Below are 12665 nucleotides of genomic sequence, written 5' to 3'. Positions count from 1 at the left end.
GGGATGCCCGACACCCCGCTACGCCAACTCGCCCTGCAAGGCGCCGCCGTCATTTGCGTGCTCTCGCTGGCCTGGCCCTATTTCGGCTGGACGGCGCAGGCGATGCCGTGGCGGGAAACCAGCTTCGTCATCGGCGCCGTCGCCTTCGCGTTCGCCACGCTGGCCCGCCAACCCTGGCCCTGGCGCATCGTGCACGCCGTCTGCATGCCGCTCGCCTGGTTCCTCTATCCCTTCCCCGGATGATCCGCCGGCGCCCTGACCTCCTGGCACTGATCGTCGCGCTGGCCGGCACGCTGGCCGTGGTCGCCGTCTTCATCAGCGACCTGATGCTCTCGCGCGAACGCGAGATGGCGCAGGGCGAGCGGCGGGTCCAGCATTTCGGGATGATGCTCGGCGAACACACAGCGCGCACCTTCGAGGCGGTCAACATCCTGCTGCGCGAAATCGCCACCGACCTCTCCGAGAACCACACCGAGTGGGACAGCTGGCAGCCGAGCCGCGGCTGGGAATACCTGGCCACCCGCCATTCGCGCAACCTGCCGCAGCTGCGCGACCTGATCCTCTTCGACCGCGCCGGCGAGCAGCGCTTCATCTCGACCTACTTTCCCTCGCCGCGCATCAACGTGCGCGACCGCCCGTATTTCGTCGCCCTCGAACTGGGCGACGCCGCCGCCACCTACGGCCCCTACATCGGGCGCAACTCCGGCCGCTACACCTACGCGCTGGCGCGCCGCATCCACGACGGGCGGGGCAATTTCGCCGGCGCCTCCTTCGCCGCCATCGAGCCGGCCTATTTCCAGGATTTCTGCTGGTCCAACCGCCTGGCCGACGATTTCGAGTCGGTCATCATCAACGCCCGCGGGCAGATCGTCGCCTCCTGCCGGCCGACCGACCTCAGCAAGCAGTCGCCGCTGCTCGGCGCGCTGGCCGTCGATGCGCTGTACGGCGGCAAATTGCGCGGCTGGCTGCCGGAAAGCGGCGGCACCCGCCAGGACGGCCTGATCGTTTCCGTCTCGCCGGTGCCCGACTTCGCCGACCTGCGCGTGCTGACGGTGATTCCCGAATCCAGCCTGCTGGGCGCCTGGCGGGCGCATCTCAACCAACTCGGCACCCTCGCCTTCCTCGTCACCTTCGTGCTGCTCGTCGGCGGCCTGCTGGTGCGGCGCCAGGTGCGGGAAATGCACGAAATGACCGGCCAGCTGGCGAGCAGCCACGACAAGCTGGAGGAGCGGGTACGCGATGCGACGCTCGAACTGTCGGCGCAGAAGGACGAGGCCGAGCGGGCCAGCCGGGCCAAGAGCCGCTTCCTGGCTGCCGCCAGCCACGACCTGCGGCAGCCGCTGCACGCCCTGGCGCTGTTCGCCGCCGATCTCCAGCGCCAGGTCCGCAGCGGCAATCTCGGCGAACTGTCGCGGCTGTCCGGGCAGATCTCCAGCTCGACCGGCGCCCTCGGCGAGATGCTCGACTCGCTGCTCGACATCTCGCGCCTCGATGTCGCCGGCATCCAGCCCGACATCAAGGCCTTCTCGCTCAACCCGATGCTCGAACGCCTGGCCTCGTCGTTCCGGCGTGCTGCGGTCGACCGCAACCAGGCGCTGATTTTCCAGCCGACCCGGCTGTGGGCCGAGTCCGACCCGCAGATGGTCGAGCGCATGGTCGCCAACCTGCTCTCCAACGCCCTGCGCTACACCCCGGACGGCGGCCGCATCCTGGTCGCCGTCCGGCGCCGCGGCCGCAACGTGCTGATCGAGGTGCGCGACAACGGCCCGGGCATCGCCCCCGAGCACCAGGCGGCGATCTTTGCCGAGTTCTACCAGATCGGCAACGCCGCCCGCGAGCAGGGCAAGGGCCTCGGCCTCGGCCTCTCGATCATCGACCGCCTGGCGCGCGCCCTTGGCATCGAGATTCGCCTGCGCTCGAAAGTCGGACACGGCACCACCTTCGGGCTGCTGATCAAGGCGGCCGTCCCGCGCACCGAACTCAGCCTGCTCGGCGAAACGGAAAGCCGGGCGGCGATCCATTTCATTGGCGAAGGCAGCGACCTGCAGACCGCCATGGTGCTGGCCGGCGGCTGGAACCACGCCGTCAGCCACGCGCCGGCGCCCGGCGGCAACCCGCCCGACAGCCGGCGGCGCCTGATCGTCGTCACCCTCGCCCCGCTGGCCGCCGCGGTGCGCAGCGCGATGCCCGCGACGATGCCGGTCATCGCGCTCGGCGACACCCGCGAGTTCCGCCTGCCGGAAGGCGTCTATCCGCTACCGCTGCCGGTCCGCCCGGCCAAGCTGCGCGCCCTGCTCGACCAGCTTCAGAAAACCCTGGCGAAATCGATGCCGTAACGGGCCACGGCGACCAGCGCCTGGGTCCGGCTGCCGACGCCGAGCGCCTTGAACACCGCCGTCGCGTGGATCTTGACGGTGCCCTCGGACAGCCCCAGCTGCTCGGCGATCTCGCGATTGGAAAGGCCGCGCACCATGAGCGCGAGGACCTGCGCCTGGCGTTCGGTCAGCCCGACCTCCTCCGGCTGCACCGCCGTCCGGCAGGGCGGCACCGGCGTCGCGTCGTCGAGCCGGGCGCCGCTGTAGGCGCCGTCGGGACGGAACAGGTGGCCGGCCAGTACCCGGCGCACCGCCGCCAGCAGGGCCTCGCCGGAAAAGGCCTTGGGAATGAAGCCCGAGGCCCCGAGATTCATGACGCGGGTAATGGTCGGCAGATCGTCGAAGGCCGAGACCACCGCCACCGGAACCGCCGGGTAGTGGCGACGCAGGACGTCGAGCCCGGCGAAGCCGTCGATGCCCGGCAGCGCCAGGTCGAGCAGGATCAGGTCGAACTCGTCCTCGCCGTCGAGCAGCGCCAGCGCCGACTCGAAATCCGGCCGGTCGAGCACCGTCGCCCCCGGCTCGATCTGGGCCAGCAGCCGCACCAGGCCCTCGCGCACCAGCGCATGATCCTCGATCACCAATAGTTTGAGCATCCCGCCCCCTTTTTAACCGCTTCTTGTCGGCCATTAATTTATCATTTGTCCCGGCGAAGTGGTTTAAGATGCAACGAGACACACGCATGGAGAGAGACATGTCAAACGACACCCATAACATGAACGACCCGCTGTCTTTTGTCCGCAACCTGTGGAGCGGGATGGGCATCTCGATGCCCGGCATGGTGGCGCCGACCTTCGACGTCGACGAACTCGACAAGCGCATCAAGGACATGAAGGCGGTCGAAGGCTGGCTGCGCATGAACCTGTCGATGCTGCAGATGACCATCCAGGGACTGGAAATGCAGCGCACGACGCTGACCGCCGTCCAGGCCATGGGCCAGATGGCCACCGACGCCGCCAAGTCGATGAAGCCGGAAGCGGCACCGGAGCCGACGGCCGCCCCGGCGCCCGAGGCATTCGCCGGCGCCGCCGGCGCGGCGGCGATGTGGCCGTGGCAGATGATGCAGCAGATGCGCGAGCAGATGCAGCAGTCGGCCGAAGCGGCGCAGGCGGCGGGCGAGGAAAAATCCGCCACCGCGACGGCAGCCCGGCGCGCCAGGAAATAGGCTGCCCGGCGGCTACCTGATCAGCCAGGCCGCCCACAGCGGCAGCGTCAGCATCGACCCGAGCGTGGTCGCCGAGATCAGCCAGGCCACGCTGCGCCCGTCGCCGCCCATGCGCATGGCCAGGATGTAGGCCGACGACGCCGTCGGCAGGGCGGCAAAGAGCACCACCACCTGGTAATTCAGGTCGCTCAGGCCGAGTTGACGGCCGACGCCTGCCGCGATCAGCGGCAGGGCCAGCAGCTTGACCGCCAGCAGCCACAGCGAAACGCCGCGCACGCCGGGTGTGCCTTCGAGCCGCAGGGCGGCGCCGACGGTGATCAGGCCGAGCGCGATCGACGCATCGGCGAGGCGGCCGAGAAAGGCCTGGACCGGCGGCGGCGGCAAAAAGCCGGCGAGGTTCAGCAGAAAGCCGGCCGCCGTGCCCCAGATCAGCGGGTTGCGCGCCACCTCGCGCCAGAGGCCGACTTCGCCGTGGCGGGCGAGCATCCACACCGACACCAGATTGGCCAGCGGCACGGCGGCACCGACGATCAGCCCCATCGTCGCGATGCCCGGCGCGCCGAAGAGCATGCCGGCCACCGCCAGCGCGATGTAGGAATTGAAGCGGTAACCGCACTGGAACAGCGAGGCGAAGGTCAGCGGCGGCAACCTGACGACCAGCCTCGGCAGCAGCCCGAGCAGCATGCCGCCGGCCATCGCGGCGAAGGCGGTCGCCAGCAGCGGCAGCGCCGCCCCGAGGTCGAGCCGGGTCTTGACGATGGCGTTGATCAGCAGGGCCGGGAAGAGGATGAAGTAGACGAGCTTCTCGACCCCGTTCCAGAAATGGTCGCCGAGATGCATCCAGCGGCGGATCGCCGTGCCGAGCAGGATCAGGGCGAAATCGGGAAAGAGGAGCAGCGCGGTGTTCATCGCGCCATTCTAGGCGATACCGGACAAGCCCCCGCTTGTGGATTGACGCAGGACCGGGTCACGGCAGGCGACCGGTTACGGGAACGCGCCCCGGTCAGATCGCCCCGTCGGCGGCCAGCGCGGCGATTTCGTCATCCGTGTAGCCGGCGCCGCGCAGGATTCCGGCGTTGTGCTCGCCGACCCGCGGGGCCGCCTGGCGGACCGCGAATGCATGCTCCGAGAGCTTGAGCGGCGGCGCGAACTGGGTCAGGCCACCGTCGCGCAGGACCATCCCGCGCGCCGCGATCTGGGCGTTGTCCAGCGCTTCCTCGGGGCTCAAAATCGGCGTCACGCAGCAGTCGACCGCAGCGAAGCGCGCCGCCCAGTCGTCGCGCGGACGGGTGGCGAACAGGGCGGCCATTTCGTCGCGCAGGCCGGCGTCCCACTGGCGGGCAACCCATTCCGGGCGTTCGAGCGTCGCGCAGCAGATCTTCCAGAACTTGCCTTCGAGGGCGCCGACCGCCATGTGCCGGCCGTCGGCGCAGCGATAGGTGGCGTAGCACGGCAGGCCGCCGCTGAGCAGGTCGCTGCCGCGCGGCGCCGAGCGGCCGGCGTCGTTGAGGCGCAGCATGGCGAAATAGGTATGCGCCAGGACGCTGTCGGTCATCGAGACGTCGATGTGGCGTCCCTGGCCGCTGCGCTGCGCGTCGAGCACGGCGGAGAGGATGCCCATGGCGGCGGTCAGCGCGCCGCCGAGCAGATCGGCGATCTGGAAATTGGGAATCGCCGGATCGCCGCCGGCGCGGCCGATCTGGTCGAGGACGCCGGCGTAGCCGAGGTAGTTGATGTCGTGCCCGGCGAGATCGCGATAGGGGCCGTCCTGCCCGTAGCCGCTGATCGAACAGTAGGCGATTTTCGGGTTTACCGCGGCGACCGCCGCGTAGCCGATGCCCAGCTTGTCCATGACGCCGGGGCGGAAACTCTCGACGACGACGTCGGCCGTGCGCGCCAGGCGCAGGAAGACCTCGACGCCGGCCGGCTGCTTCAGGTCAAGGCGCAGGCCCTGCTTGTTGCGGTTGATCATTCGGAAATAGGCGCTGTCCCCCCCCGTGCCGGTGCCCAGCGTGCGCGCGTAGTCGCCGACCTGCGGGTCCTCGATCTTGATCACCTCGGCGCCGAGGTCGGCGAGATGCAGGGTCGCCACCGGGCCGGGCAGCAGGCGGGTCAGGTCGAGGATGCGGATGCCGGCCAGCGGCGGCGGCCGGCTCATGATGCGCAGGCGCCGAGCAGGTCGGCTTCGAGTTCGATTTCCATGTCCTTCTTCAACTCCCGGTCAAGATAGGTGCCACGATAGAGGCGCCCGGCGTTGGCGGCACGCCTGGCGTGCGGAGTCTCCCAGTCCTCGACGCGCAGGCGGACGATGCCGAGTTGCACGTCGTAGGCCGCCGCATCGCTGGAAACGCAGGGCTGGGCGAGGGCCAGCCGGTTGAATTCGGCCCGGCTGTACTGGTCGATGCCGCGCCCCGGGACCAGCGGGCAGGCCGCCAGACGCCGGGTTTCGATGCGGGTGACGAGCACCCGACCGCGCACGAAATATTCGGTGTCGCTGGCGCCGTTGCCGCCCCCGTTTTCCTGATAGACCACGCAGCGCCCGACTTCCAGCCCGTCCGGCCGGGACTGGAGCAGGCGCGCCGAGGGACGCAGGGGAAGGTCGCCGGCCAGCGCCGTGAACGCCAGCAGGGCGAGCACCACAGGGATGAAACGCATCGCGGGGAATGGTCAGGTCAATAGACCCGGCTATCTTCGATCACCTTCCCGTCGTTGGGCAAGCCGCCCGGGGCGCAGAAGGCGACCTCGCCGCGCAGCTTGGTCACCTCGCGCAGGCTGGCGAGCACCGCCTTGTCGAGCGCCTCGGCACCGGCCTCGATCTCGCAGTGCAGGGTCATCCGGTCCTGCCCGCCGGGGTTATCGACGACCAGGCGCAGACGGTGGATTTCCGGATGGCGGCGGGCGATGTCGGCGACCTGCTCGGGATGCACGAACATGCCCTTGACCTTGGTCGTCTGGTCGGCGCGCCCGAGCCAGCCCCGGAGCCGGATATTGCTGCGCCCGCAGGGCGAGCGGCCGGGCAGGATGGCCGAGAGGTCGCCGGTGGCGAAGCGGATCAGCGGATAGTCCGGGTTGAAGGTGGTGACGACGACCTCGCCGACCTCGCCATGCGCCACCGGATCACCGGTGCCGGGACGGACGATCTCGACCAGCAGCCCCTCCTCGACCACCAGCCCTTCCTCGGCGTCGGTCTCATAGGCGATGGCGCCGATGTCGGCGGTGGCGTAGCACTGGCGCACCGTGATGCCGCGTTCGCGCAGCCAGTCGCGCGTCACGCCGGGCAGTGCCTCGCCGGAAACGCAGGCCTTCTTCAGCGACGACACATCAGCGCCCATTTCCTCCGCTTTTTCAATGATGATGCGCAGGAAGGACGGCGTGCCGACGTAGCCTTCCGGCCGCAGGTCGGCGATCGCCTGCACCTGCTGCTCGGTCTGCCCGGTGCCCCCGGGAAAGACCGAGCAGCCGAGCTTGCGCGCCCCGCCCTCGAAGATAAAGGCGCCGGGCGTGAAGTGGTAGGAAAAGCAGTTGTGGATCAGGTCGCCGTGGCGGAAGCCGGCCGCGTAGAGCACGCGGGCCATGCGCCAGGGGTCGAGGTCCTTGCCCTGCAGCTCGTAGATCGGCCCGGGCGAGGCGAAGACCCTTTTCGCCTGCTGCCGCGACAGCGCGTTCAGGCCGCCGAACGGCGGGTGCTTCTTCTGCAGCTCGATGAGGTCGCGCTTGCGCGTCAGCGGCAGGCGAGCCAGCGCCTCGCGCGTCGCGCAGTCGAACGGATTGATGCCGGCCAGCGCCTGGAAATAGTAATGCGTCGTTTCCTTGGCATGAGCGACCTGACGCGCCAGCTTGTCCATCAGGTCGGCTTCGCGCTCGTCGGGGTCGCGAGTTTCCAGTGGGTCGTAAAAGCTCATTTTGGTTTTCTCCGTTTTTTCGCGGTCGACCGCAACAGGCCCCTGCCGAGGCCGAGGTCGCAAAGTAGGTGTGTCGGGCAAGGCGGAGGCCGGCGCCGTTTGCTCACTGCAAACAAGCCGGCCGACAACGCCGCCCGGCACGCCGCTCTGCGACCTTTCAGGAGAGCCAGCGTTTGCGGCGTCTGTAGTGCTTGACGTCCTTGAAGGACTTCCGGCCGGCCGAACTCAGCCCCAGGTAGAACTCCTTGACGTCCTCGTTGGTCCGCAGGTCTTCGGCGTCGCCTTCCATGACCACCCGCCCGTTTTCCAGGATGTAGCCGAAGTCGGCGTAGCGCAGGGCGACCATGGTGTTCTGTTCGGCCAGCAGGAAGCTGACGTTCTCGCGGCTGTTCAGGTCCTTCACGATCTCGAAGATTTCCTCGACGATCTGCGGCGCCAGGCCCATCGACGGCTCATCGAGCAGGATCATTTCCGGCTTGGCCATCAGCGCGCGGCCGATGGCGCACATCTGCTGCTCGCCGCCGGAGGTGTAGCCGGCCTGCGAGGTGCGCCGCGTCTTGAGGCGCGGGAAATAGTGGTAGACCTTGTCGAGGCTGTCCTTCAATTCGCCGCGCGAAATCGAGCGGGTGAAGGCACCGGTCAGCAGGTTTTCCTCGATGGTCAGGTGGCCGAAGCAGTGGCGACCTTCCATGACCTGGATGACGCCGCGCTTGACCAGCTCGTTGGGCGACAGCTGGTCGATGCGTTCGCCCTTGTATTCGACCGAACCCTTGGTGACGTCGCCGCGTTCGGCGTGCAGAAGGTTCGAGATGGCCTTCAGCGTCGTCGACTTGCCGGCGCCGTTGGCGCCGAGCAGCGCGACGATCTTGCCCTTCGGCACGTTCAGCGAAACGCCCTTGAGCACCAGGATCACGTGGTCGTAGATGACCTCGATGTTGTTGATGCTCAGGTAATTGTCGACCGCGACAGCGGCAGTTTGTGTACTCATGGTTGTTCCCGAAGCATGGAAACCAGGAAATGGCGAGGGGTCGCCCCCTCGCACTTCCTCTCTCTCGCCTTATTTTTCCTTGGCGCAGTCACGCGGCGTGATGCCCTTTTCCTTGGCGTACTGCTTGGCCGATGCCTGGAACAGGGGGTGGATCAGCCCCTTGTTGCCCTCGATCCAGCCGGACACCGGCACCCACTTGGTGCCATCCCACTGCTGGATCTTCACCTTGCCGGAACCCTCGTGGTTGTCGCAGGAGGTCTTGATTTCCGGCAGCAGGTCGGTGGCGCCCAGCGCCTTCAGGCGGGCGTCGGTGATGTTCAGGTTCTCCAGGCCCCAGCGCACCTGCTCGCCGGTCATCGCCTTGCCCTTGCCGTACTTTTCCTGCGCCTTGCGGATCGCCTCGACCGACAGCACGGCCGCCGAAACGCCGCGGTTGTAGAGGACGGTGCCGATCTTCGACTTGTCCTGCAGGTTGCCCTTGCCGGCGCCGTACACCACCTTCTCGATGTCGGCGATCAGCGGCACCTGCTTGCCGGAAACGTTCCACGTCGCGGCCATGTAGCCCTTGGCGGCGTCGCCGGCCGGCACGACGTCTTCCTCGGAACCGGTCCACCACGAGCCGATCATCCGGTCACGCGGGAAACCGACCTTCTGGGCGGCCTTCAGGGCGGTCTGGTTCATCACGCCCCAGCCCCAGAAAACGACGAAGTCCGGCTTTTCCTGGCGGATCTTCAGCCACTGGGCGCCCTGCTCGTTGCCCGGGTGGGCGACCGGGATCTGGACCAGCGTGAACTTGTTCAGCGCCGCCTCGGCTTCCATGGCGATGATCGCCTCCTTGCCGTAAGCGGAATCGTGATACAGATAGACGATCTTCTTGCCGTTCAGGTCGCCGCCGAGTTTTTCCTTGATGAACTTGACGATGGCCGAGGCCTGCATCTGATAGGTCGTCACCAGCGGGAAGGCATAGGGGAAGACCGAGCCGTCGACCGCGTCGGTGCGGCCGTAGCCCATCATCGCCAGCGGCAGCTTGTCCTGCGCCGACTTGTCGATCAGCGCGTAGGAGATGCCGGTCGACATCGTGTGGATCGGGCCGGACGACTTGGCGGCCTTGCCCTTGAGGCGCTCGTAGCATTCGACGCCCTTGGCGTTGTTGTACTCGGTTTCGCATTCCTCGTAGGTCAACATGACGCCGTTGACGCCCTTATCCTTGAGGTTGACGTAGTTGAGGTAGTCGACGAAGCCGCCGTAGAAGGCCTGGCCGTTGGCGCCGTAGGGGCCGACGCGGTAGCCCGGAATCGGGAAAAACTGCTCTTCGGCGGCGACCGCCACCTGCGACAGCATGGCCACGGAGAGCGCGGCTGCGGCAAGCATGGGTTTGATGCTTTTAATCATTTAGTTGTCTCCTCCAGTAATACAAAACGATGGCCGGCCCTAGTGCGGGAACGGCCACAGGCGCAGCTTCTCCTTGGCGATCTGCCACAGACGGGCCAGCCCGTGCGGCTCGACGATCAGGAAGAACATGATCAGCGCACCGAACACCAGGATCTGGATGTGCGACACGGTGGCGCTGGAAAACGGCAGGCCGAACAGGTCGGCGAAGAACGGCAGGATCACGTCGAGAAAGATCGGCAGCAGCAGGATGAAGGCCGCGCCGAGGAAGCTGCCCATGATCGACCCGACGCCGCCGATGATGATCATGAACAGGATGCGGAAGGACATTTCCAGCGAAAAGCCGTCCGGCTCGACCGAACCGAGGTAGCAGAAGGCGTACATGGCGCCCGCCACGCCGCAGTAGAAGGAACTGACGGCGAAGGCGAGGAGCTTGGTCGGCATCAGGCGGATGCCGATCACCGAGGCCGCCACGTCCATGTCGCGCACCGCCATCCAGGCCCGGCCGGTGGATGAACGCACCATGTTCTTGGCCGCCAGCGCCATGACGACGACGATGGACAGCACCAGCAGGTACTTCTCGACCGGCGTGTTGAGTTCATGGCCGAACAACTCCAGCTTCTGCGTCGAGATCACGCCGGACGACGAGTTGTTCGACAGCCAGGGGAACTTGGTCAGGCACCAGACGATGAAGAACTGCGCCGCCAGCGTCGCCACCGCCAGGTAGAAGCCCTTGATGCGCAGCGACGGAAGGCCGAACAGGATGCCGACGCCGGCTGCGGTCAACCCCGCGCAGACGAAGGAAAGCAGCAGCGGAATCCCTTCGACGCGCAGCTGGAAGTTGTAGGCCGCGTAGGCGCCGACTGCCATGAAGGCAGCCGAACCGAGCGATAGCTGGCCGGCGTAGCCGGTCAGGATGTTCAAGCCGAGCGCCGCCAGGGCGAAGATCAGGAACGGGATCAGGATCGCCGAGAACCAGTATTCGCTGGCCAGCAGCGGCACGCCGAGAAAGGCGACGGCGAGCAGCACGAGCAGGCCGATGCGGTCCTGGCGGATGGGAAAGAGTTGTTGGTCAGCAGCGTAGCTTGTCTTGAACTGACCGGCTTCACGGTAAAGCATGTTGTTCTAGCCTCTCTCAAACACGGTCGATGTGACGTTCGCCGAACAGCCCTTCAGGCCGCACGAGAAGGAACAGCAGCGCCAGCACATAAGGGAACCAGCCCTCGATACCGCCGAAGTTGCCGCCAAAGAGATCCTGCATGACCGGCGGGATATAGATTTCGGCCAGCTTTTCCGACGCGCCGATGATCAGGCCGCCGACGATCGCCCCCGGCACCGAGGTGAAGCCGCCGAGGATCAGCACCGGCAGTGCCTTGAGCGCCGTGAAAGTGAGCGCAAACTGCACGCCGTTGCGGGCACCCCACATCATGCCGGCGACCAAGGCGACGAAACCGGCGACGCCCCAGACGATGGCCCAGATCTGCTGCAGCGGAATGCCGATCGACAGCGCGGCCTGGTGGTCATCCGCCACCGCCCGCAGCGCCCGGCCGATCCGCGTGTACTGGAAGAACAGGGCGAGCGTGGCAACCAGCAGCGACGCGACGCCGGCGGCGACGAGGTCGAAGCGCGAGATCACCATGTTGAAGTTTTCGAGGATGTACTCGATTGGCTCGTCGACGATGCCGATGTCGAGCGCGCGCGGCTCGGAGCCGAAGATCATCGGCGCCAGGCCTTCGATGAAGAAGGCGAGACCGATGGTCGCCATGAACAGCGCGATCGGCGGCTGGTTGACCAGCTTGCGCAGCACGAACTTCTCGGTCGCGATGCCGAACAGCGTCATGATGGCGAAGGCCAGGATCACCGCCAGCCAGAGCGGCGCCCCGAACTCCATGACGCCGACCACCGACAGCGCCGCCAGGTAGACCATCGCCCCCTGCGCGAAGTTGAACACGCCGGATGCCTTGTAGATCAGCACGAAACCGAGGGCCACCAGCGCGTACATGACGCCGGAAAGGAGGCCGCCGATCAATACTTCGAAAAAGAAATTCATCTCGCCCGCTCCTTAATGGCCAGCCCCGAGGTACGCCTTGATGACGTCCTCGTTGTTCTTCACTTCGTCCGGCACGCCGTCGCCGATCTTCTTGCCGTAATCGAGCACGACGACGCGGTCGGAGATGTCCATGACGACGCCCATGTCGTGCTCGATCAGCACGATGGTGGTACCGAACTGGTCGTTGACGTCGAGGATGAAGCGGCACATGTCCTGTTTTTCCTCGACGTTCATGCCGGCCATCGGCTCGTCGAGCAGCAGCATCGACGGCTCGGCGGCCAGCGCGCGGGCCAGTTCGACGCGCTTCTGCAGGCCGTAGGGCAGGCGGCCGACCGGCGTCTTGCGGATGTGCTGGATTTCCAGGAAGTCGATGACTTCCTCCACCTTCTTGCGATGTTCCAGTTCCTCCCGACGGGCGCGGCCGAACCACAGCGCGTGCTCGACGAAGCTGGCCTTCATCTTGGTGATGCGCCCGGTCATGATGTTGTCGAGCACCGTCATGCCCTTGAACAGCGCGATGTTCTGGAAGGTGCGGGCGATGTGCTGCTGCGCCGCCATGTGCGGTTCCATCTTCTCGCGCTCGGCCCCGCGCCACATGATCTTGCCTTCCTGCGGGTGGTAGACGCCGTTGATGACGTTCAGCATCGAGCTCTTGCCGGCGCCATTGGGACCGATGATGGCGCGGATTTCGTGCTCGCGGACGTTGAAGGAGATGTCGGTCAGCGCCTTGACGCCGCCGAAGCGCAGGGAAATGTTCTGCAGGTCGAGAATGACGTCGCCTATTTTCTTGGACATG

General features: G+C 66.8%; 13 protein-coding genes. 3 read left to right on the top strand and 10 right to left on the bottom strand.

Going from position 1 to position 12665, the window contains the following annotated elements:
* Positions 1-3: 3 nt before the first annotated feature.
* Together GH660_RS10905 and GH660_RS10900 are read left to right on the top strand one after the other, a co-directional pair.
* Positions 4-243: a hypothetical protein gene (locus tag GH660_RS10905; protein WP_153146698.1), complete on the top strand. Its 240-nt coding sequence runs from the start codon at positions 4-6 to the stop codon at positions 241-243.
* Entirely contained in the window at positions 240-2336 is a 2097-nt protein-coding gene (locus GH660_RS10900; protein ID WP_153146697.1) for an ATP-binding protein, read from the top strand. The genes GH660_RS10905 and GH660_RS10900 overlap by 4 nt, the downstream gene beginning before the upstream one ends.
* Here the strand turns inward: GH660_RS10900 and GH660_RS10895 are convergent.
* The gene (locus GH660_RS10895; RefSeq protein ID WP_153146696.1) at positions 2306-2971 is read right to left on the bottom strand and encodes a response regulator transcription factor; all 666 of its coding nucleotides are present in this window, start codon (positions 2969-2971) and stop codon (positions 2306-2308) included. The genes GH660_RS10900 and GH660_RS10895 overlap by 31 nt on opposite strands.
* Before the next feature lie 98 nt (positions 2972-3069).
* On the opposite strand from GH660_RS10895, the gene GH660_RS10890 reads away from it, so the two are divergent.
* Entirely contained in the window at positions 3070-3540 is a 471-nt protein-coding gene (locus GH660_RS10890) for a PhaM family polyhydroxyalkanoate granule multifunctional regulatory protein (protein ID WP_153146695.1), read from the top strand.
* A gap of 12 nt (positions 3541-3552) precedes the next feature.
* Here GH660_RS10890 and GH660_RS10885 read toward each other — a convergent pair whose 3' ends face one another.
* The 9 genes from GH660_RS10885 to GH660_RS10845 all read right to left on the bottom strand — a co-directional run bounded on the left by GH660_RS10885 (position 3553) and on the right by GH660_RS10845 (position 12664).
* Entirely contained in the window at positions 3553-4449 is an 897-nt protein-coding gene (locus GH660_RS10885; protein ID WP_153146694.1) for an AEC family transporter, read from the bottom strand.
* Between the two features lie 94 nt (positions 4450-4543).
* Positions 4544-5698, bottom strand: coding sequence for a CaiB/BaiF CoA-transferase family protein (locus tag GH660_RS10880; protein ID WP_153146693.1), 1155 nt, complete (start codon positions 5696-5698; stop codon positions 4544-4546).
* Positions 5695-6195, bottom strand: coding sequence for a hypothetical protein (locus GH660_RS10875; protein WP_153146692.1), 501 nt, complete (start codon positions 6193-6195; stop codon positions 5695-5697). The genes GH660_RS10880 and GH660_RS10875 overlap by 4 nt, the downstream gene beginning before the upstream one ends.
* 17 nt (positions 6196-6212) lie before the next feature.
* Positions 6213-7442, bottom strand: a complete 1230-nt coding sequence (locus GH660_RS10870; RefSeq protein ID WP_153146691.1) for a phenylacetate--CoA ligase family protein — start codon at positions 7440-7442, stop codon at positions 6213-6215.
* Between the two features lie 157 nt (positions 7443-7599).
* Positions 7600-8430 (bottom strand): ABC transporter ATP-binding protein, encoded by an 831-nt coding sequence (locus GH660_RS10865; protein ID WP_153146690.1) that lies wholly within the window; start codon positions 8428-8430, stop codon positions 7600-7602.
* Positions 8431-8499: 69 nt separating this feature from the next.
* Positions 8500-9822 carry an ABC transporter substrate-binding protein gene (locus GH660_RS10860; RefSeq protein WP_153146689.1) on the bottom strand — a complete coding sequence of 441 codons (1323 nt, stop codon included), beginning with the start codon at positions 9820-9822 and terminating at the stop codon, positions 8500-8502.
* Positions 9823-9861: 39 nt separating this feature from the next.
* Entirely contained in the window at positions 9862-10938 is a 1077-nt protein-coding gene (locus GH660_RS10855) for a branched-chain amino acid ABC transporter permease (protein WP_153146688.1), read from the bottom strand.
* A gap of 16 nt (positions 10939-10954) precedes the next feature.
* Positions 10955-11869, bottom strand: a complete 915-nt coding sequence (locus GH660_RS10850; RefSeq protein ID WP_153146687.1) for a branched-chain amino acid ABC transporter permease — start codon at positions 11867-11869, stop codon at positions 10955-10957.
* A gap of 12 nt (positions 11870-11881) precedes the next feature.
* Complete coding sequence (locus GH660_RS10845) at positions 11882-12664, bottom strand: ABC transporter ATP-binding protein (protein WP_153146686.1); 783 nt, start codon at positions 12662-12664, stop codon at positions 11882-11884.
* Between the last annotated feature and the right edge of the window lies 1 nt (position 12665).

Origin of the sequence: Dechloromonas sp. H13, assembly GCF_009469615.1 — a bacterium.
GTDB lineage: Bacteria > Pseudomonadota > Gammaproteobacteria > Burkholderiales > Rhodocyclaceae > Azonexus.
The sequence above is the reverse complement of the archived record's forward strand: the minus strand, read 5'-3'. Positions and strand labels throughout refer to the sequence as shown.